Origin of the sequence: Ruegeria sp. A3M17, assembly GCF_003318255.1 — a bacterium.
In the GTDB taxonomy this organism is placed as follows: domain Bacteria; phylum Pseudomonadota; class Alphaproteobacteria; order Rhodobacterales; family Rhodobacteraceae; genus Ruegeria.
This window is the reverse complement of record NZ_QOCF01000035.1, coordinates 266154-288790: the sequence shown is the minus strand read 5'-3', so window position 1 is coordinate 288790 and position 22637 is coordinate 266154. Positions and strand designations below refer to the sequence as shown.

The following is a 22637-nucleotide window of genomic DNA, read 5'->3' as shown; positions in this document are numbered from 1 at the left end:
GCCCGATTGGATCAGACCATCTGGATCACGTCTTTTTCGATGGACAACATATAGCCTTTCTTGGCGATGTTCTTAACCAGCAATTCGCTGACCATCTGATTGCCCAAGGCATCGCGCAACCTTTTGATCCGCGTCGCACCAGCGGCTTCGTCACAATCGGCGGCGCTTTTGCCCGAAATCACCGCTTCGATCTGAACGCCGGACAGGACCTCGTCATCCAGTCGGGATTCGGCGAGGACAGACAGGGTCTCCATCGCAGCTGGGGTCAGCTTAAAGTCCATGTTGTTCAGATAGACGGTGTTTTCCTCGCGACTGATCAGCAGCGACGTGACCTGAATACCCGTGCGCTCGATCTGTGCCATCCGTCGATTCAGCATCACCAACATCACCAAAAACACCAGCGCCGTCACAAGCATGGCGCTGGCAAAGACCAGCAGCACGAAAATCACCATGCGGTAGCTGGATAGCGTATCGGCAAAGGCGGTGCCGGACTGGGCCAAAATCTCCAACAGCCGGATTTCGGTCTGCGAGGTCAGATCACTTTCGACAAACAGCCGTTCGACACGCGCGTTAAAGGCGTTGGCGTCCGGTAGCGTCCAGAACAGAAAGATGGCGGCCGTGACAAGAATCAGTACGATCGCCACTATTCCTGCGCCGACCAGTCTTGTGCCAGATCGCCGGGTATCAGTAACGGAGATAGAATTGTCCGGCATTGGCCTTCCTTTTATCCAACCCTTCTGGCCCAAAAACAGACATGACATTCAACAATGTCCAGCCTGACGCGCTGAGGCGTTTTGAGGCTTCTTGCTGAGCCTGGCCTTTGTCACAGGCCGAAACCTGCATCACGCCGTAATGCAGCCGCAGTGGATTATCCTGCTTGGCCTTGTAATCCGCATAGCACTCTGCCGACGCAGCAGTACCAAGCGATATCAGGGCCGCAACGGCCAGAGAAGAGAGGATTGGTTTCATAGGCTGCATCCTGCGCATGGGTTTGCACGATATTCAATAACATAAGGGGTTTGAGGGGTGTGATATCGGATAACAACCGCCCGTTATTGCTTGTCTGAAGGGAGCGGACCCAGTGTTGTTGCATCACGTTTGCGGTCTGTGCCGGATCGCCCCGAAACACCAGGAAGGACACGCATTATGCACCGGAAGTTCATCGCCCTTATCGTTGCCACCGCTATCACCATCACCGGCGTCTCAGCCTCGCAGGCGCGGGCGGCGGATGCCAAGGACATCCTTGGCGGGCTTGCCGCCATCGCGATCATCGGTGCCGGGGTCCACTACTACAACAAGGAAAAACGCAAGGACCGGACGACGCGTCATCAGACCTACACGCCTCAGCCTTATGTGGCCCAGCCCAGTTACCCAGTGCGCCCCTTGCCACAACACGTTGCGCGGTATGATTTGCCGCAAAAATGCCTGCGCAAGTTTAGCGCCTATTCGAACAATCACCCGCTTCTGGCACCGAAATGCCTCAAGAAGCACTACAAACATGCCAACAGCCTGCCGCAAGAGTGCAAGGTCGGTTTCTGGAACGGCAATAAGGTGAACCGGGCATATGAACCCGCATGCCTGCGCCAGAAGGGATACCGCGTCGTTTACAAGTAATCACTTTCGAGCAGGAGCGGCGCCACAGAAGCGCCGCGCAGGAGAGGGTGGCACAAGCCGCCCTCTCTTTTTTGTCTTGCGGTGGGGCGCGAAACGCGGTTTTCGGTTGGTATGACAACGCCAGATTATTCGATTGAACAGGCGGCAGTGGCGCAAGGGTATCTGCGCATTGCCGGTGTGGATGAGGTGGGCCGCGGGCCATTGGCCGGGCCAGTGGTTGCCGCCGCCGTGATCCTGAACCCCGAAGATATTCCCGAGGGGCTGAACGACTCCAAAAAACTGACGGCGAAACGACGTACCGTTTTGGACGTCGAAGTACGGAACCGGGCCGATTTTGCGATAGCTGAAGCCTCGGTTGCCGAGATTGACGAACACAACATCTTGCGTGCCTCGCATCTGGCGATGGAACGTGCGGTTGCGGCCTTGGATCCGCCGCCCGACTATCTGCTGATCGACGGAAACATGATCCCACGGGGTTTGACGATCCCGGCGCAGGCGGTGGTCAAAGGTGACGCGCATTCCGTGTCGATTGCGGCGGCTTCGATCATTGCCAAAAACTGGCGCGATCAACTGATGGTGGATTTGGCGCAACAGCATCCCGGCTATGGATGGGAGAAGAACGCAGGCTATCCGTCAAAACAACACAGGGAAGCGCTGCAAAAACTTGGTGTGACCCCACATCATAGGCGTTCGTTCAAGCCAGTACACAATATCTTGTATCAAGAGTAAATCGTAAGCTGCTGATTCAAAAAAGAAATTGACGGCGAATCGACTTTGACTCATCCTTGTCTCAACCAAATGAGCGCAAAAGCGCCGTGGAACTTGAGGCAGAGATATGACAACGACAACCAAAAAGGGCGCAACAGCGCTCCCTTTAAACACGATTATATCCGGGGACTGCATCGATGTGATGAACAGTCTGCCCGCGGAGTCGGTTGACCTGATTTTCGCGGATCCCCCGTATAATCTGCAGCTAAAAGGCCAGTTGCACCGCCCCGACAACAGCCAGGTTGATGCGGTCGATGATCACTGGGATCAGTTTTCAAGTTTTGGTGTTTATGACCAGTTCACCCGCGAATGGTTAAAAGCGGCGCATCGTCTGCTCAAGCCCAATGGTGCGATTTGGGTGATTGGGTCCTACCACAACATCTTCCGCGTCGGTACGGCACTGCAGGACGCCGGATACTGGATTCTGAACGACGTTGTCTGGCGTAAGTCGAACCCGATGCCGAATTTCCGCGGCAAGCGGCTTACCAACGCGCATGAGACGATGATCTGGGCGTCCAAGCGCGAAGGTGCCAAATATACTTTCAACTACGAAGCCCTGAAAGCACTGAACGAAGGCATTCAGATGCGCAGCGACTGGGTTCTGCCGATCTGCACGGGTCATGAGCGCCTCAAAGATGAGAACGGCGACAAGGCGCACCCGACGCAAAAGCCGGAATCCCTGTTGCACCGTGTCCTGATCGGTTCGACCAACCCGGGCGATGTTGTTCTGGATCCGTTCTTTGGGACGGGTACCACTGGTGCCGTAGCCAAGATGCTGGGCCGCGAATTTATCGGGATCGAGCGCGAGGAAAGCTATCGCAAGGTCGCCGAGAAGCGGATTTCCAAAGTCCGCAAGTTCGACCGTGAGGCGCTGGAAGTCAGCGCCAGCAAACGCGCTGAGCCGCGCGTGCCCTTCGGTCAGTTGGTTGAACGCGGCATGCTACGCCCGGGTGAAGAGCTTTATTCCATGAACCAACGCCACAAGGCCAAGGTTCGGGCTGACGGAACGTTGGTTGGCGACAACGTCAAAGGCTCGATCCACCAGGTCGGGGCACATCTGGAAAACGCGCCCTCGTGCAATGGCTGGACCTATTGGTGCTTCAAGCGCGATGGCAAAACGGTGCCGATCGACGTTTTGCGTCAGCAGATCCGGGCCGAGATGCACAACTGATTTCAAGAATACCGCCGGTGCCTGTGGCCTGACACAAGGCACTACGCCTTGCCCCGCCGATCTCGGCGGGGTCTTTTGTTTTATTCTTCATTCAGTTCCGATATGAGATTCCTTGTCCTGCTGCTCACGGAAGGAACCTTGGCAATGTCGGATGTAACAGCCAGCGAATCCCGATTTGGGCGGTTTTTTGTAACACAGCCAGACAAGTATGATCTGGACAACAAGTACACCGAGGCCGCGCTGGAACGGCACAAGCGTGAAGGGTTGGAACTGGCCGTCCGAGCTCGCTGGGTGGCGATGGGCCTTACCGGCATTTTGTTGATCTACCTGAACCCCCATTGGGACGTTCTGTGGTATCACTTCATCCTGTTATTGATTTGCGCCAATGGTTGGTTGATCCGGCGGGCTGGCAGCGTGGGCCAGTCACGAGTCGAGCTTTTGCTGATCTTCGTCGACTTGCTGATCATGACTTTGGGGATGATCGTGCCGAACCCGTTCAGCGATGATGTTCGACCGCTGGCAATGCAATACCGGTTCGACAACTTCCAGTATTTCTTCATCATTCTGGCCGCGGGAACTCTGGCCTATTCGTGGCGCACGGTCGTGGCTATCGGCACGTGGACGGCGACGATGTGGACGGTAGGCTGGATCATCGCCTGGTGGGTGGCTACGCCAATTCCGGGCATCAGTGAGCGCGTGTACGAGGCATTGGCCGGATATCCGGATGTTGCGGAACTGCTGGATCCCAACAGCTTTATGGTCCCTCAGCGTATTCAGCAGGTGATCGTATTCCTGATGGTTGCGGTTACGCTTGGTATCTCTATGCGGCGGCTCAATCGATTGTTGATGACAAATGCCGGGCTTGAGAGGGAGCGTGCAAACCTGTCGCGATATTTCTCTCCGAACGTCGTGGACGAACTCAGCCAGAATGATGAGCCGCTCAAGCAGGTTCGCAAAGAAGACATCGCCGTTTTGTTCATCGACATCGTGGGGTTCACCAAATTCGCGGCCGGGCGCGACCCGTATGAAGTCATTGAAGTTTTGCGCGGCTTTCACGCGCGAATGGAAACCGAAGTGTTTCGCCATCACGGCACGTTGGACAAATATCTTGGGGATGGGCTGATGGCCACATTCGGTACGCCGGTGACGACCCCATTGGATGCCAGTAACGCGGTGGCTTGCGCACGCGATATGATTGATGTGATTGATCGCTGGAACCTGGAGCGGCGACGGGCAGGTGAGCCGGAAATTCGTGTAGGAATTGGGGTTCACTATGGCTCGGTGGTACTGGGAGATATCGGAGCGAACCGACTGGAATTCGCGGTTATTGGGGATGCAGTGAATGTCTCTGCCAAGCTCGAGGCGATGACGCGTGATCTTGGTGTCCGCGTGGTGCTGAGTGACGCGGTCCGGGCACAGGTGATGCAGGAGGGCAATAGCGCCGCCGACCTGACAGCAGGATTTGTGAAGTATGAAAACCAGCCGGTCCGCGGGGTGCAGGGCACTATGGATATCTGGGCGCAGTAGGACGGGCGGCTCCCGCCGGTCTGCCACGCATCAAAGATGCGCGTCATTCCGTTGGGCCGGGCAGCGCGCGGGCGCGCGCTGCGGTCACGAACGCGGCAACGGGTTGAGAGATCTGTTGTACGGCTTCCAATCGGTGACTTCGGGATAGTATTGCCGCCGCCAAGCCCGAACGCGGGGGTTCATGACGCGCCGCCAAAGCGGTGGTACCATCGCAGCGATGGTCATAACCGGATAGCCATAGGGAAGTTGCGGGGCCGCATCTTCCAAATGATGCTGCAGCAGCGGAAAGCGCCGGTTGGGTTTGTAGTGGTGGTCCGAGTGACGCTGCAGGTTGATCAGCAGCCAGTTCGACGCTTTTTGCGAAGCGTTCCACGAATGGCGCGGCTGGACATGCTCGTACTTGCCATCGCCAAGGTGTTTGCGGGTCAGGCCGTAATGTTCGACGTAGTTCACCAGCTCTAGCTGCCATATGGCGACGCCCGCCTGCACCAGGAACAGGGCAAGGCCTGACCATCCACCGACCAAGAAAGCCAACACCAGCATGCCTGCCTGAAGCGCCCAATAGCGCCAGAACGGGTTCGCCAAATCGGTCCATGGACGTTGCTTGCGCGCCAGTTTATCCCGTTCTGCATGGAAGGCGGACACAAGGCATTGCCACAGGACGCGTGGATAGAAGCGGTGAAATCCTTCGTTGTACCGCGCAGTGACGGGATCGCGGGGCGTTCCTACATAGCGATGGTGAACCAGCAGATGTTCGGACCGGAAGTGAGAATACAACGCCATGGCCAGTAGAATATCACCCAGCCAACGTTCTGACCGCCTTTTCTGGTGCATCAGTTCATGGCTGTAGTTGATCCCGATGGTGCCCGAGATCACACCCATCCCGAAGAACAATCCAATCTTGCTCAAAACAGACAGGTGATCGGTATGAGTGGCGTACCAGAGCAACCCAAACAAAGTAAGAAACTGAACCGGGGCCCATGCCTTGGTCAGCAGAATGTACCACTTGAGACCGCCGTCCGGCGTGTCCGGATCGGCATTTTCAAGGTTCAGGCCCGTTAATCGGTCCAGAACCGCAAATACCCACCAGGTCGAAAGAGGCACAAGCAAGACCCACCAGCCACCGGCAAAGGCGGTGAGCCAGATGACTGGGATCAGCAGCAAGGATACCCAGAACGGTAGGGCCGCTTGCCAGCGTGACAGACTGTCTGATGCCATCATCTTTGCGCTCCGAACAACTGCGGGCAGATTAGACCTGGCACGCGGTGCCGCACAATGGGTTACGTAGAGCGCCAGAGATCATAAGCCTTACGCATAACGGTAGGCAGGTCACTGGGCCGGAATACGTGTTTGTCCATGACAATCAGGTCATCATGCGACCAGCCGACCGGCAGCGTGGCCGTCCAGATGTGCAGGATCAGGTGAAAATGGGTAAAGGTATGGCGTACCTCACCCGGCAGCACCTGCCATTCGCACGGAAAGGGCGGTGCCTCGGCCGGGCCGTCTGACCATTCTGATCCCGGCCAGCCCAGCATACCACCCAGCAGGCCCTTGTCGGGACGACGTTCCATCAGAAAGGCTCCGTTATCGCCCTGAGCTATATAGACATGGCCGTATCGTGTGGGTTTGGGTTTCTTGGGTGTTTTGCGTGGCAGCTGGGCCTGCGTTCCTGCCACGCGCGCCGCGCACGGATCGCGGACAGGGCAGATTCCACAGGCTGGAGACTTTGGTGTGCAGATTGTGGCGCCTAGATCCATGACCGCCTGTGCGTAGTCGCCGGGCCGGGTGGTGGGCGTCATCGCGGCGGCCTTGTCTTTCAGCAATGGTTTTGATCCCGGTAGCGGGTCATGAATGTCGTAGAGACGGGCCATAACCCGTTCGACATTACCGTCCAGCACGGTTTCGGGCCGGTCGAAAGCGATGGCTGAAATTGCGGCTGCGGTATAGGGCCCTATGCCCGGCAATTTCAGGAGCGCCTCGTAAGTATCCGGGAACTGCCCGCCATGTTGTTCGGCCACGACCCGGGCGCATTTCAGAAGGTTCCGGGCGCGCGCATAATATCCCAGACCAGCCCATTCCCCCATAACCTGATCATCCGGGGCGGCGGCCAGCGCTTCGACCGTTGGCCAGCGGGTTGTGAATCGCACGAAATAGTCGCGCACAGCCGCAACAGTGGTTTGCTGCAGCATGACTTCGGACAACCAAATGCGGTAGGGGTCGGGCATCACGCCCGCAGCCCGATCGGCGGGGGCTACGCGCCAAGGCATCTCGCGAGCATGGCGGTCGTACCAATCCAGCAGCGCACTGCTCACGTCAAATTCACCGGAGTCACGCAAGTTTTATCTATCTCCCTGTCGGGTTTCGCTGGCGCCTGTTGTCCTGCCCTTTACAATAGCGGCGCAGGAGTTGGAAACCAGATGCAGCGCAGACGTTCTTCGACCCGCGGGTTCAAACGCACCGCGACATTGCTGAACGACCAGATCAGGCGCGCCGGTGAAAGCCGGGGCTTTGCCGTATCACGCCTGCTGACCCATTGGTCCGAAATCGTAGGACAGGATATGGCCGCTATCGCGCGACCGGTAAAAGTGGGTTACGGGAAGGGTGGCATTGGTGCCACGCTGACGGTTCTGACAACCGGACCGCAGGCCCCGATGCTGGAGATGCAGAAGGAACAATTGCGCGGCAAGGTGAACGCGGTCTATGGCTATAACGCCATCAGCCGGGTGCGCATCACCCAGACCGCTCCGACAGGATTTGCCGAGGGGCAGGCCAGTTTCGACCACAAGCCCAAACAAGCGAAACCCAAGATCGAACCAGAAATAGCAGCCGAGGCGGACCGCACTGCGCAAGAAGTTCACGATGGTGATCTGCGCGCAGCCCTTGAACGTCTGGGCCGTAACGTTTTATCCAAGCAAAAACGCTGAGAAAGGGCTGAGAAATGAGCCGTATTGCAACCGGAATTTGTGCGGCCGTCGCCGTGGCCGCTGGCGGCTATTGGCTGTCGCTGTCAAATTCCAACCCCGCCTATCCGCTGATCAGCAGCGCCGAGGCGCAAGAGGTCGATCTGGACACCTCGACCATCGTCGAGATGACTCTGGGCGCCGAAGACGCACCGGTCGAAATCATCGAATATGCGTCCTATACCTGCCCGCATTGTGCGAATTTCCACACGGGAGCGTACAAGCAGCTCAAGAAGGATTTCATCGACACAGGTAAGGTGAAGTTCATCTATCGCGAGGTCTACTTTGACCGTTATGGCCTGTGGGCGTCGATGGTTGCGCGCTGCGGCGGGCCCGAAAAGTTCTTTGGCATCTCTGACCTGATCTACGAAGGTCAGTCCGAGTGGACCAAAGCCGGTGGCCCGGCGGAAATCGTGGACGAGCTGCGCAAGATCGGGCGTCTGGCTGGTATCGACAATGATCAGCTTGAGGCCTGCTTGCAGGACGGCACCCGTGCGCAGACGCTGGTCGCCTGGTATCAGGAAAATGCCGAGCGCGACGGTATTCAGGCGACGCCATCTTTCATCGTGAATGGCAATCCGGTCGAGAATCAGTCCTATGACGGCTTCAAAAAGCTGATCGAAGACGAACTGGGCAGCTAATTGCTTTTACGACCGGCTCAATCCGGGCCGGTCGTCCTTCAGGGCGACGGGGCGATCTGCAAAAGCATCTGCCTGACCTTGTCCGCCTCATCGACCTTCAGACGAACCGGAAGCGTGATGACCTTGCTGCGAAACGCAGCGGGCAGGCGAACGGCGTCTTTTTCCGTGGTGACCATTTGCGCGCGCAACAAGCGGGCTTCGTTTTCAAGACGGGTCATCAGGGCGGGTGTCAGCGGCTGGTGATCGTCCAGCGCTTCGGCCCGCAGCAAGGTCGCGCCTTGTTGGCGCAAAGTGGCAAAGAACTTCTCGGGGTGTCCGATGCCTGCAAATGCGAGAACGGGCGTATCGCTCCAATCCATGCCGGTTTGCAACGGCTCAACGGCGCCGGTCGCATGTGGGACGGACAGTTTTTTCCCCCAGCGTTCGGCAAACTCGATTTGGGCATCAGCTTCGCCGAGGGACAATACCAGATCAGCGCGCTGTAACCCTACTTCCACCGGTTCCCTCAGGGGGCCAGCCGGCAAGCACAGCCCATTTCCGAACCCGCGTGCTGCGTCCACCACAATGACCGAGAAATCCTTCGCCACCGAGGGGTTTTGAAAGCCGTCGTCCAGCACGATGACCGTGGCACCCGCTGCGGCGGCTGCCTTTGCCCCAGCAGCGCGGTCTTTGGCGACCCAGACATCGGCAAAAGCCGCCAGCAACAGGGGCTCATCCCCGACCTGCGCCGCGGTATGCTTGCCGGGGTCCACGCGCACCGGCCCTTCGAGCGAGCCGCCATGGCCGCGCGTGACCACATGTGTCTCATGCCAGGCATCGCGCAATTGCTCGATCATCCAGATCACAGTCGGGGTCTTGCCGGTGCCGCCCGCGTTCAGGTTGCCAATGCAAATGACAGGAACGCCCGGGTTAACACCGGGTTCCGAGGCGACCCGACGCGCCGTAGCGCCGGCGTAGAGCCGCCCAAGCGGTGCCAGCATTCGAGCGCGCAGGTCCAGCCGATCCGGCGCGGTATTCCAGAAATCAGGTGCTCGCATCGTCTGCACTCCGCTGATCCAGGTAGTCCTGAATCATGTCGATCAGGTGATCCGCCTGCGGCGCACCTTCGGTTACGATCTGCCACCCGGCCAGCGCCATATTGGCGGCCTGATCCGGCGCCAACAGTTCCACCACTGCATCGCCCAGCTCGGTGGCGGACCTGACCGTGCGCGCGGCCCCCGCCCTGTCGAGCTGATCGTATAGCTGTTGTTGGCTGTGCACAAATGGGCCGTGGATCACGGCAGAGCCCAGCGCCGTAGCGATCAGCGGGTCCGCGCCCCCGGCGCCGCGTTCCAGAGAGCTGCCCATGAAGGTAACAGGCGATACCCGCTGCCAAAGACCCAGATCCTCGGGCACGGCGGAGAGGATCACCTGAGTCATATCCTCGATCGTTCCGCTTTCATCCCAGTTGGTGCAGCGCAGATCCATCGCCTCAAGCCGCCGGTGCAGCGGTTCGGCTTCGGTAATGTCGGCCACTTGTAAGACTAATGCCAAACGCGGAAGCATGCGCATTGCCTGCCTATGCGCGCTGAGGACCGAGATGAACTCTTTGTCCTGGACCCACGCCGCCAACCAGACCGGTCGGCCAGACAGCGCATGGTTCACTTCGATCAGCTCGTCCTCGGGCCATGGGCGCGGGTTTGGGCTGACATGAAGGGGCGGTGCCTCTTGCACCTTGTTCGAAGCGACGCCCAGCCGCCGAATTTGACGGGCGATTTCCGGTGTCGTGCACAGGATCGTCTGAAAACAGTCAATCGTGTATCTTGTGATATCGGGTAACCAACGGCCGCCCCGTGCGATTTTCACGTCCGCCTGCGCTTCGATCAACATCAGGGGAATCCCGCGTTCCTCGGCGCGTGTGATCACGTTTGGCATCAGGCCGCCACCGACCCATATTCCGATATCCGGCTGCCAATGGTCCAGAAACGCGCGCGCGGCCCCGGTTTGTTCGGTGGGGAGGTTGACCAAAGGGTATCCGCTGCTGGCCCATCTTGTCAGATCTGCATCGGGTGGCGCGGTCAGAACCACCGATAGGGTGGCGCGCGCCTGCTGCAGTCTTTGGCAGAAGTCGACAATGGCGCGGTGCCGTTCCCAAGCGTTGATGTGAATCCACAGAACCTCGCCCTCCGGGCGCGCAATATCGCCGTTGCTGGCGGTATTCTGCATACCCCAGGACAGCACGCGATAGGCGGCAAGGCTTAACGAGCGCGGCTTGCTCATGGTGCGATTCCAGGGCTTTCCGGCTCGAGTTGTTCCGACAGTAGCCCATAAACACCTGAACCGGCAGCGATCACACCGTTCAGACGCGGAATTGCATTGTTGAACCGCAGAGGCAGCCCAGCGCGGTCCGAACACCTGCCGAGGGCTTCGCGTATAATCAGATCACCGGCGGCGATGTCCCATTCCCAGCTGGGCCTGAGGGTCATCATCCCGTCAAATCGACCCTGTGCAACAAGGGCCATGCGATAGGCCAGCGAGGGCCGGTAGTTTCGCTTGAACTCGGGCACCTGCCCCTGACGCCAGTGTTGTGGCTGCATGTTGGGTTTCGCGGCCAGAACCTGGGCGCTTTCCAACACACCGAGTTCGCTGACCCGGATCTTTTCGGTGTTGAGCGTAGCACCCTGACCTTTTGCTGCGGCGTATAGCAGGTTTCGCAAAGGCAGGTAGATTACAGCGGCTGTCACCTCGCCCTGTTCGGCGATGGCCAATGAATGGGCCCATGTCCGCGAGCCTTCGGCAAAGCTGCGGGTGCCGTCGATGGGATCAATGATGAAAACACGGTCTTTCGACAGCCTGTCAGCTGAATCCTCGGACTCTTCGCTAAGCCAGCCATACCCCGGACGCGCTGCGGGCAGCATTTTCTCAAGCATCGCGTTGACGGCCAGATCAGCTTCGGTCACCGGGCCGGCCCCGTCGGGTTTATCCCAGCGTTGCGCCGTGGTCCCCGAAAACCGAGTGGCAATCTTTCCGGCCTCTAATGCGGCGTCAATCAGCAGTTGCAGGTCAGGTGCCGGCAAGTGTCATTCCTTCGATCAGGATCGATGGCACCACGCGGGACAAATACGTGCGTGAGTCATTTGCCGGAATAATCCGTTTCAGCATGTCACGCAGGTTGCCAGCGATCGTGCATTCGTTGACGGGGTGGGTGATTTCCCCGTTTTTGACCCAAAAGCCTGATGCCCCACGTGAGTAGTCGCCGGTATTGGGGTTGATCGTCGATCCGATCATCGAGGTCACCAGCAGGCCCGTTCCCATGTCACGCAGCAGATCGTCCCGGCTGTGCGTGCCCTGGGTCAGGCTCAGGTTCCAGTTGCTGGGCGACGGAGGGCCAGACACGCCACGCGCCGCATTCCCGGTCGAGGTCATGCCCAGTTTTCGTGCGCTGGCCAAATCCAGCGTCCAACCGGTCAGCACTCCGTTTTCAACAACGGCCCTTCGCTGTGTTGGCAAACCTTCGGCGTCAAAGGGGCGAGAGCCTGAGATACGTGGGCGGTGCGGGTCTTCGATAAGTGACAGGTGTTCAGGCAGGACCTGCTCTCCCAGACTGTCCTTCAGCCATGACGCACCACGGGCAATGGCGGCGCCGTTGCTGGCGGCCAAAAGATGACCGATCAGCGAAGACGAAATCCGCTCGTCAAACAGAACAGGGAATGTGCCTGTCGCGGGTTTTTGTGCCCCAATCAGTGCAACGGCGCGTTCACCTGCCGAGCGGCCAATCTCATCAGGGCTGCGCAGGTCACTTTGGAACGTGCGGCTGTCGCCGTCATAGTCACGTTCCATCCCCGTGCCTTCGCCCGAGATAGCAACGCAAGAGGTCGAGCGACTGCTGCGGGAATACCCGCCGGAAAAGCCATTTGTGGCAGCCAGATGCACGCGGTGGGTGCCGTAGGCTGCCGCTGCGTCGGATACTTGGGACACACCCTGAATTGCCAATGCGGCAGCTTCGGCAGCCAGCGCATCCTGCAAAAGCGCATCCGCCGATGGTTCCGGCGTCGGGTCGAATTGTTCCAGCGCCGCGATATCCCAGTCTTTTGCAAGCTGGTCGGGTGTGGCCAACCCTGTAAAAGGATCTTCCGGAGCTTCGCTTGCCATGGCCACTGCACGTTGCGCCATCGCCGTCAGCGTTTCGGGGCGACTGTCCGAACTTGAGACGATAGCCTGCCGCTTGCCCAGAAACACACGCAGTCCCAGGTCGGTGCCTTCGGACCGTTCCGCGTGCTCCAGCGCGCCACTGCGGACTTCAACCGATACCGATGAGCCATCCAGAACGATGGCATCCGCCGCTTCGGCCCCGGCTTTGCGGGCCGCGTCCAGCAGATTATGGCTGATTTCTTCGGGTGTGCGGGTCATGAGGCCTCCGGTCTGTGTGCTTTCGACCTAGCCTTGGACCGTCGGTCTCGCAAGGCCTGCGGCTATTTTAGGTTGAGCAAACTATTGAAAGGGAATTCGGCACGATGCGCCCGGTGCCGGAGTTCGCACCACGGGCGAAGGATTGGGAAGGCAGCCGTGCCGCCTTCCCGAAGTGTTACTTGATACGCTGGCCGTTCGCCAGAATCTGACCGTCCGCAGTGAATTCGATTTCCGAATTCAGCGTGTCGGGCTCGTCACCCGGTACGGCCATCAGACCCATCATCATCCGCGCGCCCATTGCATCGCTGTCTGACACCAGACCCATCTCGATCAGCTTGTCGATCAGGGCGTTGGCACCATTCAGTTTCAGCTTGGCAACGCCGGTCGGCGTGGGCATTCCGTCGAACTCTGAGACGTTGGAGTTGTCGAAGGTGAAATCGCCTTCACCGGTCAGCTTGGCTCCGACCAAAGACACCAGCAGTTCGTTGATCTTCAGCGAGTGCAACTCGCCCGGTGCTGCGTCAGATGTATCCAGGTTTTCGACTGCGGTCGGATCAAAGATGTTCAACAGAACCTTGGCGGTTCCGGTGGTGTCCAGCGCAATCGTCGCCGGGTCGCGCGGCAGGGCACCTGCCGGGTCGAACATGCTCCACAGGATATCCGACATGGTGAAGTCGCTTAGGTTCATCGCGAAGCCAAACGGTTGGATTTCCTCGGATTTCTGCACCGGGATTTCAAACTTGAACCCGGCATTCTCCATCGCGATTTCGATCGGGAAGGGCAGGTCGGCCGTCGTCACTGCAACTTTCGCGCTGTTCTGCTCGATGTCATAGGCAAGACGCTCGGCGTCGATGCTGGCGCCAAATTTGCCACCCCGGGACTCGCTTCCGACCGAAAATGCCTCGCCTTCGCTGGTGCCTGCAATCGCGTTCTGGCCGGATCCGTAGGTGAACAGCCCCGAGAACGAGAAGCCCGCCTTATAGAAGGCCTGCGGGTCCGAGATGTCGAATTCAGACGGGATAACGTTTGTGCCTTCAAACGCCAGCTGGCTCATCGAGCCGTCGACCTTGGCCGTGTCGCCGCTGTCCGGGTCCTGAAATGCCATATCATAGGTCATCCCGCCCGCAGTGAACTTCTGATCAATGTCACGGTTCTCACCAATTTTCATCACCGAGCTGCCAGCCAGATCTGTCATGTTCAGGCTGAGAGCCAGCGCATCAGCGGGCATCTTTTCACCGTCCACAGTCAGGCCATCCAGCTTGATGCCTATCGCATCGGCCGAATAGTCGTAGGTCATCTCATCCTTGGAGCCCGAAACAACCATGGTCATCTCGCTCTGCGAATAATCGACATTGACCGAGAACTTTTCGCCGTCCCCCTCTCCGGAAATCGTCATCGGAAAATTCTCGGGGAAACCAATACTGACCGTACCGTCGCCATTTTCCGTCAGGGTCATTTCTGGAACGACCATCTGAAAAGTTGCCTCTTCTTCCGGTAAGTCCATGGACATGGCCATGTTGGCAATCGTCGTGACATTTCCTGCAACGGTCTGGTCGCCCGAAACGGTGTACCCCATCTGACCCAGATAGGTTTTCCAGTCATTCCAGACATCCTGCGTGGTCAGATCGGCAAGTGCGCCTTGTGTGATAACGGCATAAGCCAAAACAGCACCGCAACTGCGGCGAAGGAAAACGGACATTACAGTACCCTTCTAGATAATTTTGCGGGCATCGTCGTGTTTGTGACGGCGGGCGTCAAGGGGCAAGGACTGGACCCTTTACCCATTCGCGCGGTAAGCATTCACACAAATTCAAACCGTTGGAGGTATAGGAACCAAATGCAGGGGAAAACCGTACTGATAACCGGGGCCAGCCGCGGCATCGGAGCAGAGGCAGGGCGCGTTTTTGCCGCAGCAGGCGCGAACGTGGCACTGGTCGCGCGCAGCCGCGATCAAATCGCCACACTGGCATCCGCGCTGGGCGAAAATGTAATCGCGCTGGAATGTGACGTCAGTGATTTTGCGCAGGTTGAACAGGCGGTGGCAGATTGCGTCGACCGCTTTGGCGGATTGGATGTCTTGATCGGGAACGCCGGTGTCATTGATCCGATCTTCCATCTTTCGAACGCGGATGTTGCGGCTTGGGACAAGGCGATCGATATCAACCTCAAGGGTGTGTTTCACGGAATGCGCGCGGCCCTGCCCATCATGCGCGCCGCAGGTGGGGGCACTGTGTTGACCGTATCATCCGGCGCAGCCTCGAACCCGATTGAGGCATGGAGCCATTACTGCGCGTCCAAGGCCGGAGCGAAGATGCTGACGGAATGCCTGCACCTTGAGGAGGCCATACACGGAATCCGCGCCATGGGACTGTCTCCAGGCACCGTGGCGACCGATATGCAGCGGGTTATCAAGACCAGCGGAATTAACGCGGTCAGCCAATTGGATTGGAGCGATCATATCCCTGCCGACTGGCCAGCCAAGGCGCTGTTGTGGATGTGTACCGCAGACGCGGATGAATTTTTGGGAACCGAAATCTCGCTGCGGCGTGAAGATATTCGACAAAGGGTAGGGCTGACGTGATCGAATTAAGCAAAGAAGACGGTTTGTGGATTGTTACCTTGAACAATCCCGGCAAAGCCAATGCGCTCACAGGGGCGATGCTGACCGAACTGGCCGAGATTGCTGAAGCCGCCACCGAGGCACGCGCGTTGATCCTGACTGGGGCCGGCAAAGTGTTTAGTGCCGGTGCAGATCTGGATGAGGCCCGCGCGGGTCTTGCAACTTCGGATGTATGGGAGCGTTTGTCGGGCGCAATCGCTGCGCTGCCATGCCTGACGGTCGCTGCGCTGAACGGCACCCTGGCTGGGGGTGCGAACGGTATGGTGCTGGCCTGCGATATTCGCATTGCGGTCCCATCCGCCAAGTTTTTCTATCCTGTAATGAAACTGGGTTTTCTGCCGCAACCGTCTGATCCCGCGCGCATGTCAGCCCTGATAGGGCCATCCCGCACCAAGATGATCCTGATGGGCGGTCAAAAGATCACGGCGGATGAGGCTTATACCTTTGGTCTGGTGGACCGGATGGTGGCGCCGGATGCGCTGATGCAGACAGCGCGTGAACTGGTTGCTGATAGCACCGCCGCCGATCCCAAGATCGCTGCGGGTATCGCAAGGCTGTGTCGATGAGGCTGTCTGGCCTGCGATTGCGCGTCGCCGATCCTGAACAACTGGGCAAATTTTATACGGACGTTCTTGGAATGTCGGTGCAAACTCAAGGAGTGAGCCTGCGCATTGGCTATCCGGGGCAGGACGCCGATTTGCTGCTGATGCCTGGCGGCGGGGGATACACCCATGACACCGGACAACGCTATTGGAAGATCGGCATCACCGTACCGGATGTCGATCTGGCGGCCGCATTCCTGCGCGACAAGGGGATTGAGGTATCAGATCCGAAACAGTTTCTGGACATTGGGTATATGTGTCACCTCAAAGACCCCGAAGGGTTCGTGATCGAACTGCTTCAGCACGATTTTGAAGGGAACCGGCCGCCAAACGCGGCAGACCCGAGCGATCCGTTTGCGCAGGCTTGTATCGGCCAGATCACCCTGCGCACCGGAAATATAGAAGCCGAGGATGAATTCTGCCGGGGCAAGGGCATGCGCCTGCTTTCGATGCAGGACATTGGGCGATACGACTTTGATCTGCATTTTTTCGCGTTCACCGACGAGGCTCCGCCAAATCCAGACCCTTGGTCAGTAGAAAATCGCGAATGGCTGTGGAAACGCCCCTACACAACGTTGGAGTTCCAACACGTCAAAGGCGTCAGGTTTGCCAATGTGCCCGATTATCGCGGTTTGGAGTTTCAGGGGCTTGCCGCGCCGACGCGGGACGCGTTTGGCGACCCGGTTAATCCCGGCTGATCAACGACCTCGACGCTTGCCCGGAACTTTCGAGCGAAAGCCGGGCGGGCGTTTGCGAACCCAATTCAGGAATTTCTCCAACCTCGGATGGGCGCGCAGGGCCTCGACGGTGTTGAATTCACGGGCCAATTCCGCCTCGGTCAGGGATACATGCACCTCTTTATGGCAGATCTGGTGCAGCAGGACGGTGGGTCCGCCCTTGCCCCCTTTGAGTTTTGGGATCAGATGGTGCAGGCTTCCGTCCCCGTCCCCGTCCCCGTCCGGGATCGGGCGGTTGCAGAGCGGGCAGATCGGATCGCTGTTCGTCATGACGAGGGTAAGGTTGCGTCAGGTGGCGCGAAAGGCAAGAGGGCAGGGATGGCACAGGCACTGGTGATCGGCGGCGGACCCGCAGGCCTGATGGCAGCCGAGGAACTGGCCAAAGCCGGGCACTCTGTTGTTGTGGCAGAGGCCAAGCCTTCGGTTGCGCGAAAGTTCCTGATGGCGGGAAAGTCCGGGCTGAACCTGACCAAGGACGAACAGTTTGAGATTTTGCTGAGGTCCTATGGTGAGGCCGCGACCTGGTTGCGACCAATGATTGCCGAATTCGATGCGTCGGACGTGCAAACATGGGCGCAAGGGCTGGGGCAAGAGTTGTTTGTCGGCTCGACCGCGCGGGTATTTCCGACGTCGATGAAAGCCTCTCCGCTGTTGCGGGCGTGGCTGGCACGGCTGGCAGAGGAGGGTGTGCAGGTCAGAACACGTTGGCGGTGGGTTGGTTGGGACGGTGCCCAAGCCGTTTTTGATACGGCTGATGGCAGGCAGAAGCAGTTCCCCGATGTGACCGTTCTTGCGGTGGGCGGGGCAAGCTGGTCGCGGTTGGGATCAGACGGAGCATGGGCATCGGTGCTGCAAGACAAAGGCGTGCCCCTCACACCTTTCGCACCCGCAAATTCAGCCGTTTCCGTAGATTGGAGCCCCCATATGCAGCCGCATTTTGGCGCGGCTTTGAAATCGGTTCGGTGGAGGGCCGGAGAGTTGGAGAGCCGCGGCGAGGCTGCGGTGTCGGCGAAAGGGTTGGAAGGGGGCGGATTGTACTCACTGACCCCTGCCTTGCGTGACAGAGCGCCGCTTTTTGTCGATTTGGTTCCGGATTTGGATGCCGATACGTTGCGTAGTCGTTTTGCGTCAAAGAAATCGAAAACGACCCTGTCGCAGTGGCTGAAGAAATCTCTGCACCTGTCTCCGCAAAAGGTCGCCCTGTTTCATGAAATGTCCAAGCGCGATGGCCAGATCCGGTCGCTAGACGTGAGCGTGATCAAGCATCTGCAGATCACCCACGCGGGCTTGCGTCCTATGGACGAGGCCATTTCCACAGCAGGAGGCGTGCCACGTGCTGCGCTTAATGAAGGGCTCATGCTGACCGCATGTCCCGGAGTGTTTTGCGCGGGAGAGATGCTGGATTGGGAGGCCCCGACCGGGGGGTACCTTCTGACGGCCTGCCTGGCGACCGGCAGTTGGGCTGGGCGTTCGGCGGCACATTGGTTGGATCAAAGCGGTTAGCGGGTTCGCGCCAGCATCGCCAGACGGATCATGGCGCGTTCGACCAATGCCATGGCCGGTGCCGTTCGCCCGGCCGAGCGCAGCGACAGGTCGGTATCTGTCAGAACCGTCAACGCAGTTTGCAGTTTTGGCGCACCCCACCCCTGGGCCTGGCGCAGAATGCGGTCACGCCGTTTCCCATAAACCGGGGGGCGCAGCTTTCCGATGCCCTGCGCTGCTCCGCCCGGATCGGATGCGCAGGCATACAAAGTGCGGAAGTGCCTTGTCGCGCCGATGCACAGGCTGACCGCATTGGTTCCCTGTGACTGCAAACGTCGGATCAGCGGGCCGATTTCACCCGCGCGACCATCGGCAACCACGTTCAGCACATCGTCCAGGGCGGCCTCGGTCGAACGAGGCGCGCAGGCTTCGACGTCTTCAATGGTCAGATCGGAACTGTCTCCGCGCTTGTAAAGCGACAGTTTCTCAATCGTTTGGGTGAAGTCACCGGGGCTTATACCGGTTGCCAGCTCAGCAATCGCGGCCATCGAATCACGCGGGATGTTCTGCAAGCCGGCCTTAGAAAGTACTCGTTCAACCTCGGCCCGGGATGGCGGGTCGTCATAGATACCTACCGCATAGGCCGAGCGGTGCGATTCGAACGCTTTGCGAATCTTGGAACTGGCCTTGAGCTGCCCGGCGGTGACGATGATCTGGGCATCGGCAGCCACCCAATCCTCCAGTGCGGCAAGGATTGCGGGGGCGGCCGTGTCGGTTGTGTCTTCGACGAATACAGCGCGTGGCCCGGGAAAGAACCCGACTGCCTTTACGGCATCCAGCAACAAGGCCGGATCGCCACGCAGATCGCTTCCGGGCAGGCGGGTCAACCGCATCTCTTCTTCTGCATTGGCGCCCAGCAGAGCGGCCAAAACCTGTTGCCGCTTTAGCGCTACGCGCATCGCATCCGCACCGTAGATCAACAGCCCGGTCTTGTCCGCGTCGGGTCTCGAGAAATATCCCTCGGCCTCGCGCGGGCTCAGCTTCATGAAGACAGATCCGGCGTGGCGTACAGCCGACTGATGATCTGATCGGACAGAATCACCATCAGGCGCTGCGTAGCATCCCGCTCATCAGCCAGGGTGGATACGGTGGACCCAGCAGCCGAATACCCCACGAAGTCCGTCACCGAGCCCGAGGCAAGAACTTGCCCCGTCGCTTTCGATCTAAGCGAATAGTTGGCAGTCCCGTTGATGATAAGACGGTTGGTTTCGTTCGTTGAGGTGATCGATGCCGCCACCGTCTGGGTCGCGACGGAAACGTCCAGACTGTATTCACTGCCGGATGTTGCGCTACGGCCAAGCTTTTGTTCCAGATCTTCGACCAGAAGAAAGCTGGTGACCGTGTTTGGTGCCGACACTTCGACGCGACCAAAAAGGGCCGAGCCCGATCCGCCCGGAGCGTACACAGGTTCAAACCCGCAGGCGGCAAGCGCCAACGGCATCAGCAACAAGGTTCTGCGGTTAAACGACGACATTCACGATCCGGCCCGGTACAACGATTACTTTCTTGGGTGTAGCGCCATCCAGCGCCTTTTGCACAGCTTCGGTGCTCAGCGCGATTTTTTCAACCTCGTCCTTGGGCATATCCTTGGCCACGCTGATTTCCGCGCGGCGCTTGCCGTTGATCTGGATCGGCAGGGTTACGGTGTCGTCCACCAGCATAGCTGCATCCGCAATTGGCCATGGCGCCGTGGCAACCAGCCCTTCGCCACCCAGCAGCTGCCAGAGTTCCTCGGACAGGTGTGGGGTCATCGGCGACATCAGCTGTGCCAGTGTTTTGGCGGCCTCGCGCTTGGCTGCGGTGCCTGCCTTGGATTTGGCCAGCGTGTTGGTGAAAGCATAAAGCTTGGCGATTGAGGCGTTGAAGCCGAAAGATTCGACTCCGCCTGTGACGTCATGGATGGCTTTGTGCATCTCGCGCAGCAGGATTTCATCCTCGGCATTGGCCGGAACATCCGATTCGGCGATTTCCGTCGCGATCCGATGTACACGGCTAAGGTGCTTGAACGCAGCCTCGGCCCCGGATGCGGTCCATTCCACATCCCGTTCAGGCGGCGAATCGGACAGGACGAACCAACGCGCGGTATCTGCGCCGAAGGCCGAGATGATGCTGACCGGGTCGACCACGTTTTTCTTGGATTTCGACATCTTGGCCGAAGGGATGATCTCAACCTCGGTGCCGTCGGCCAGTTTCCCGTCGGTCACATCTTCCGGCAGGTGATAAACCGGCCGGCCATTGGCATCGCGTGTCTGATAGATCTCATGCGTGACCATGCCCTGCGTGAACAGCGCATTGAACGGTTCGATGGCTTTCTTCGGCAGGTGACCCGTGATGTTCATCGCCCGCGCGAAAAAGCGCGAATAGAGCAGGTGCAGAATCGCGTGCTCGATCCCGCCGATATACTGGTCGACATTCATCCAGTATTCGGCCTCGGCCAGATCGGTGGGCGTGTCAGCGCGTGGCGCGGTGAAACGGGCGAAATACCACGACGAATCGACAAAAGTGTCCATCGTATCGGTTTCACGCTTGGCGGGCGCGCCGCAGGATGGGCAAGGCGTGTCACGCCAATTGGCATGGCGGTCCAGCGGGTTGCCGGGGATCGAGAAGTCGATGGGTTTGCCGTTGCCATCGTCGTAAGGCAATTCGATCGGCAGATTTTCTTTCTTCTCGGGCACGGTGCCACATTTGTCGCAATGCACGACCGGAATCGGGCAACCCCAATAGCGTTGACGGCTCAGGCCCCAGTCGCGCAGACGGTATTTTGTGACGCCTTCAGCCCAGCCTGCTTTTTCCGCGAAATCGACGGTGGCGTTGATCGCCTCATCCCCAGTGGCCTCGGTCAGGCCTGCGAAATGGTCCACCCAGCGGACTTTTTCAGTTTTCGGCGGCACAAAGGCGATCTTGTCGACCGGCGTATCGTCATCCAGTGCAAAGAAGGTGTCGATGACCGGCAGGCCATACTTGCGGCAGAAATCAAGGTCGCGCTGGTCATGCGCGGGGCAGGCAAAGATCGCGCCAGTTCCGTAATCCATCAGGATGAAGTTGGCGATCCAGACCGGCAGTTCCCAGTTCGGGTCCAGCGGGTGACGCACGCGAATGCCGGTGTCGTAACCCAGCTTTTCGGCCGTCTCGATGGCCTCTTCCGTGGTGCCACCCTTGCGGCATTCGGCAACAAACTCAGCAACTTCGGGGTTTTCGGCCTCAAGCTGCTTGGCAATCGGGTGATCCGGCGAAATACCAACAAAGGACGCGCCCAACAGCGTATCGGGCCGAGTCGTATAGACGGTGATCGGCTCACCACCATCAGTACGTTCGAAGCCAAATTGCAGGCCGCGCGACTTGCCGATCCAGTTTTCCTGCATCAGCCGCACTTTGGCAGGCCAGTTTTCCAGCGTATCAAGCGCATCCAGCAATTCTTCGGAATAGTCCGAGATTTTGAAGAACCACTGGGTCAGCTCGCGCCGTTCCACCAGCGCGCCCGAGCGCCAGCCACGTCCATTTTCCACCTGTTCATTGGCCAGAACGGTCATGTCGACCGGGTCCCAGTTCACCACGGCGTTCTTGCGGTAAACCAACCCAGTGTCGAGCATATCGAGGAACAGAGCCTGCTGCTGGCCATAATATTCGGGGTCACAGGTGGCGAATTCGCGGGACCAGTCTATCGACAGGCCCAGTGGCTTCATCTGTCCGCGCATGTCGGCGATGTTGCTATATGTCCAGTCTTTCGGGTGGCCGCCAATGGCCATGGCGGCGTTCTCTGCGGGCATCCCAAAAGCATCCCAGCCCATCGGGTGCAGCACGTTATGCCCCGTCGCCAGCTTGTGACGCGCAATGACGTCGCCCATCGTATAGTTGCGCACATGCCCCATATGGATTCGGCCTGACGGGTAGGGGAACATCTCAAGCACATAATATTTCGGCTTGTCCGCCTTATGGTCGGCGGTGAAGATCCCGGCCTTGTCCCAGGCTTCCTGCCATTTTGCTTCGATTTCGGTGGCCGAGTAGCGCGACATTGTGCGGTCCTTCGTGAATGAAAACGCCGGGCGTGAGCCCGGCGTGGTAATAT

General features: G+C 58.9%; 23 protein-coding genes. 10 read left to right on the top strand and 13 right to left on the bottom strand.

All coding sequences use genetic code 11. The features are described from left to right. Positions 1 to 11: 11 nt before the first annotated feature. Positions 12 to 713: a helix-turn-helix domain-containing protein gene (locus tag DS906_RS19935; protein WP_113791792.1), complete on the bottom strand. Its 702-nt coding sequence runs from the start codon at positions 711 to 713 to the stop codon at positions 12 to 14. After that, positions 685 to 969, bottom strand: coding sequence for a hypothetical protein (locus DS906_RS19930; RefSeq protein ID WP_058272591.1), 285 nt, complete (start codon positions 967 to 969; stop codon positions 685 to 687). Before DS906_RS19930 ends, DS906_RS19935 begins: the two co-directional genes overlap by 29 nt. Positions 970 to 1146: 177 nt before the next feature. On the opposite strand from DS906_RS19930, the gene DS906_RS19925 reads away from it, so the two are divergent. The 4 genes from DS906_RS19925 (at position 1147) to DS906_RS19910 (ending at position 5080) form a co-directional block, all read left to right on the top strand. Further along, entirely contained in the window at positions 1147 to 1614 is a 468-nt protein-coding gene (locus tag DS906_RS19925) for a hypothetical protein (RefSeq protein ID WP_113791791.1), read from the top strand. 111 nt (positions 1615 to 1725) lie between these two features. Continuing rightward, positions 1726 to 2343 carry a ribonuclease HII gene (locus DS906_RS19920; RefSeq protein ID WP_113791866.1) on the top strand — a complete coding sequence of 206 codons (618 nt, stop codon included), beginning with the start codon at positions 1726 to 1728 and terminating at the stop codon, positions 2341 to 2343. A 106-nt stretch (positions 2344 to 2449) separates the two neighbouring features. Further along, positions 2450 to 3553: a site-specific DNA-methyltransferase gene (locus DS906_RS19915; RefSeq protein WP_113791790.1), complete on the top strand. Its 1104-nt coding sequence runs from the start codon at positions 2450 to 2452 to the stop codon at positions 3551 to 3553. A gap of 144 nt (positions 3554 to 3697) precedes the next feature. After that, positions 3698 to 5080 (top strand): adenylate/guanylate cyclase domain-containing protein, encoded by a 1383-nt coding sequence (locus DS906_RS19910; protein WP_113791865.1) that lies wholly within the window; start codon positions 3698 to 3700, stop codon positions 5078 to 5080. An 84-nt stretch (positions 5081 to 5164) separates the two neighbouring features. Here DS906_RS19910 and DS906_RS19905 read toward each other — a convergent pair whose 3' ends face one another. Together DS906_RS19905 and mutY are read right to left on the bottom strand one after the other, a co-directional pair. After that, positions 5165 to 6301 carry an alkane 1-monooxygenase gene (locus DS906_RS19905; protein ID WP_113791789.1) on the bottom strand — a complete coding sequence of 379 codons (1137 nt, stop codon included), beginning with the start codon at positions 6299 to 6301 and terminating at the stop codon, positions 5165 to 5167. Positions 6302 to 6360: 59 nt separating this feature from the next. After that, positions 6361 to 7416, bottom strand: coding sequence for an A/G-specific adenine glycosylase (mutY, locus tag DS906_RS19900; RefSeq protein WP_113791788.1), 1056 nt, complete (start codon positions 7414 to 7416; stop codon positions 6361 to 6363). Positions 7417 to 7497: 81 nt separating this feature from the next. Between mutY and DS906_RS19895 the strand changes: the two genes are divergently transcribed. Both DS906_RS19895 and DS906_RS19890 read left to right on the top strand, forming a co-directional pair. Beyond that, on the top strand, positions 7498 to 8004 hold the full coding sequence (locus tag DS906_RS19895; RefSeq protein ID WP_113791787.1) for a DUF721 domain-containing protein: 507 nt from the start codon (positions 7498 to 7500) through the stop codon (positions 8002 to 8004). A gap of 14 nt (positions 8005 to 8018) precedes the next feature. Further along, positions 8019 to 8681 carry a DsbA family protein gene (locus tag DS906_RS19890; RefSeq protein WP_113791786.1) on the top strand — a complete coding sequence of 221 codons (663 nt, stop codon included), beginning with the start codon at positions 8019 to 8021 and terminating at the stop codon, positions 8679 to 8681. A 38-nt stretch (positions 8682 to 8719) separates the two neighbouring features. Here DS906_RS19890 and lpxK read toward each other — a convergent pair whose 3' ends face one another. The 5 genes from lpxK to DS906_RS19865 all read right to left on the bottom strand — a co-directional run bounded on the left by lpxK (position 8720) and on the right by DS906_RS19865 (position 14769). Continuing rightward, entirely contained in the window at positions 8720 to 9718 is a 999-nt protein-coding gene (gene lpxK, locus DS906_RS19885; protein ID WP_113791785.1) for a tetraacyldisaccharide 4'-kinase, read from the bottom strand. After that, the gene (locus DS906_RS19880) at positions 9705 to 10940 is read right to left on the bottom strand and encodes a 3-deoxy-D-manno-octulosonic acid transferase (RefSeq protein WP_113791784.1); all 1236 of its coding nucleotides are present in this window, start codon (positions 10938 to 10940) and stop codon (positions 9705 to 9707) included. The genes lpxK and DS906_RS19880 overlap by 14 nt, the downstream gene beginning before the upstream one ends. Further along, positions 10937 to 11737: a 3'(2'),5'-bisphosphate nucleotidase CysQ gene (locus DS906_RS19875; protein WP_113791783.1), complete on the bottom strand. Its 801-nt coding sequence runs from the start codon at positions 11735 to 11737 to the stop codon at positions 10937 to 10939. Before DS906_RS19875 ends, DS906_RS19880 begins: the two co-directional genes overlap by 4 nt. Then, positions 11724 to 13070, bottom strand: a complete 1347-nt coding sequence (locus DS906_RS19870; RefSeq protein WP_113791782.1) for a TldD/PmbA family protein — start codon at positions 13068 to 13070, stop codon at positions 11724 to 11726. The genes DS906_RS19875 and DS906_RS19870 overlap by 14 nt, the downstream gene beginning before the upstream one ends. Positions 13071 to 13245: 175 nt before the next feature. Next, entirely contained in the window at positions 13246 to 14769 is a 1524-nt protein-coding gene (locus tag DS906_RS19865; protein ID WP_113791781.1) for a DUF2125 domain-containing protein, read from the bottom strand. A gap of 138 nt (positions 14770 to 14907) precedes the next feature. Between DS906_RS19865 and DS906_RS19860 the strand changes: the two genes are divergently transcribed. The 3 genes from DS906_RS19860 to DS906_RS19850 are packed head-to-tail and all read left to right on the top strand — an operon-like array spanning position 14908 to position 16990. Then, positions 14908 to 15651, top strand: coding sequence for an SDR family oxidoreductase (locus DS906_RS19860; protein WP_113791780.1), 744 nt, complete (start codon positions 14908 to 14910; stop codon positions 15649 to 15651). Further along, on the top strand, positions 15648 to 16256 hold the full coding sequence (locus DS906_RS19855; RefSeq protein ID WP_113791779.1) for an enoyl-CoA hydratase/isomerase family protein: 609 nt from the start codon (positions 15648 to 15650) through the stop codon (positions 16254 to 16256). The genes DS906_RS19860 and DS906_RS19855 overlap by 4 nt, the downstream gene beginning before the upstream one ends. Beyond that, positions 16253 to 16990 (top strand): VOC family protein, encoded by a 738-nt coding sequence (locus DS906_RS19850; RefSeq protein ID WP_113791778.1) that lies wholly within the window; start codon positions 16253 to 16255, stop codon positions 16988 to 16990. Before DS906_RS19855 ends, DS906_RS19850 begins: the two co-directional genes overlap by 4 nt. Here the strand turns inward: DS906_RS19850 and DS906_RS19845 are convergent, their stop codons facing one another. Beyond that, on the bottom strand, positions 16991 to 17299 hold the full coding sequence (locus DS906_RS19845) for an HNH endonuclease (RefSeq protein WP_113791777.1): 309 nt from the start codon (positions 17297 to 17299) through the stop codon (positions 16991 to 16993). A 48-nt stretch (positions 17300 to 17347) separates the two neighbouring features. On the opposite strand from DS906_RS19845, the gene DS906_RS19840 reads away from it, so the two are divergent. Beyond that, the gene (locus DS906_RS19840; protein WP_113791776.1) at positions 17348 to 18532 is read left to right on the top strand and encodes a TIGR03862 family flavoprotein; all 1185 of its coding nucleotides are present in this window, start codon (positions 17348 to 17350) and stop codon (positions 18530 to 18532) included. On the opposite strand, the gene holA is transcribed toward DS906_RS19840, so the two are convergent. The 3 genes from holA to leuS are packed head-to-tail and all read right to left on the bottom strand — an operon-like array spanning position 18529 to position 22584. Continuing rightward, the gene (gene holA, locus DS906_RS19835) at positions 18529 to 19557 is read right to left on the bottom strand and encodes a DNA polymerase III subunit delta (RefSeq protein WP_113791775.1); all 1029 of its coding nucleotides are present in this window, start codon (positions 19555 to 19557) and stop codon (positions 18529 to 18531) included. The genes DS906_RS19840 and holA overlap by 4 nt on opposite strands. Then, on the bottom strand, positions 19554 to 20045 hold the full coding sequence (gene lptE / locus DS906_RS19830) for an LPS assembly lipoprotein LptE (RefSeq protein ID WP_113791774.1): 492 nt from the start codon (positions 20043 to 20045) through the stop codon (positions 19554 to 19556). The genes holA and lptE overlap by 4 nt, the downstream gene beginning before the upstream one ends. Further along, positions 20032 to 22584, bottom strand: a complete 2553-nt coding sequence (gene leuS, locus DS906_RS19825) for a leucine--tRNA ligase (RefSeq protein ID WP_113791773.1) — start codon at positions 22582 to 22584, stop codon at positions 20032 to 20034. The genes lptE and leuS overlap by 14 nt, the downstream gene beginning before the upstream one ends. Between the last annotated feature and the right edge of the window lie 53 nt (positions 22585 to 22637).

What these genes read in the sequence shown, in the direction of transcription:
- DS906_RS19920 (WP_113791866.1), top strand. Translation starts at nt 1,726, where the DNA reads ATGACAACGCCAGATTATTCGATTGAACAGGCGGCAGTGGCGCAAGGG.
- DS906_RS19870 (WP_113791782.1), bottom strand. Translation starts at nt 13,070, where the DNA reads ATGACCCGCACACCCGAAGAAATCAGCCATAATCTGCTGGACGCGGCC.
- lptE (WP_113791774.1), bottom strand. Translation starts at nt 20,045, where the DNA reads ATGTCGTCGTTTAACCGCAGAACCTTGTTGCTGATGCCGTTGGCGCTT.
- DS906_RS19925 (WP_113791791.1), top strand. Translation starts at nt 1,147, where the DNA reads ATGCACCGGAAGTTCATCGCCCTTATCGTTGCCACCGCTATCACCATC.
- DS906_RS19880 (WP_113791784.1), bottom strand. Translation starts at nt 10,940, where the DNA reads ATGAGCAAGCCGCGCTCGTTAAGCCTTGCCGCCTATCGCGTGCTGTCC.
- DS906_RS19895 (WP_113791787.1), top strand. Translation starts at nt 7,498, where the DNA reads ATGCAGCGCAGACGTTCTTCGACCCGCGGGTTCAAACGCACCGCGACA.
- DS906_RS19910 (WP_113791865.1), top strand. Translation starts at nt 3,698, where the DNA reads ATGTCGGATGTAACAGCCAGCGAATCCCGATTTGGGCGGTTTTTTGTA.
- DS906_RS19915 (WP_113791790.1), top strand. Translation starts at nt 2,450, where the DNA reads ATGACAACGACAACCAAAAAGGGCGCAACAGCGCTCCCTTTAAACACG.
- DS906_RS19905 (WP_113791789.1), bottom strand. Translation starts at nt 6,301, where the DNA reads ATGATGGCATCAGACAGTCTGTCACGCTGGCAAGCGGCCCTACCGTTC.
- DS906_RS19850 (WP_113791778.1), top strand. Translation starts at nt 16,253, where the DNA reads ATGAGGCTGTCTGGCCTGCGATTGCGCGTCGCCGATCCTGAACAACTG.
- DS906_RS19865 (WP_113791781.1), bottom strand. Translation starts at nt 14,769, where the DNA reads ATGTCCGTTTTCCTTCGCCGCAGTTGCGGTGCTGTTTTGGCTTATGCC.
- DS906_RS19845 (WP_113791777.1), bottom strand. Translation starts at nt 17,299, where the DNA reads ATGACGAACAGCGATCCGATCTGCCCGCTCTGCAACCGCCCGATCCCG.
- DS906_RS19860 (WP_113791780.1), top strand. Translation starts at nt 14,908, where the DNA reads ATGCAGGGGAAAACCGTACTGATAACCGGGGCCAGCCGCGGCATCGGA.
- DS906_RS19935 (WP_113791792.1), bottom strand. Translation starts at nt 713, where the DNA reads ATGCCGGACAATTCTATCTCCGTTACTGATACCCGGCGATCTGGCACA.
- DS906_RS19890 (WP_113791786.1), top strand. Translation starts at nt 8,019, where the DNA reads ATGAGCCGTATTGCAACCGGAATTTGTGCGGCCGTCGCCGTGGCCGCT.
- lpxK (WP_113791785.1), bottom strand. Translation starts at nt 9,718, where the DNA reads ATGCGAGCACCTGATTTCTGGAATACCGCGCCGGATCGGCTGGACCTG.
- DS906_RS19840 (WP_113791776.1), top strand. Translation starts at nt 17,348, where the DNA reads ATGGCACAGGCACTGGTGATCGGCGGCGGACCCGCAGGCCTGATGGCA.
- holA (WP_113791775.1), bottom strand. Translation starts at nt 19,557, where the DNA reads ATGAAGCTGAGCCCGCGCGAGGCCGAGGGATATTTCTCGAGACCCGAC.
- leuS (WP_113791773.1), bottom strand. Translation starts at nt 22,584, where the DNA reads ATGTCGCGCTACTCGGCCACCGAAATCGAAGCAAAATGGCAGGAAGCC.
- DS906_RS19930 (WP_058272591.1), bottom strand. Translation starts at nt 969, where the DNA reads ATGAAACCAATCCTCTCTTCTCTGGCCGTTGCGGCCCTGATATCGCTT.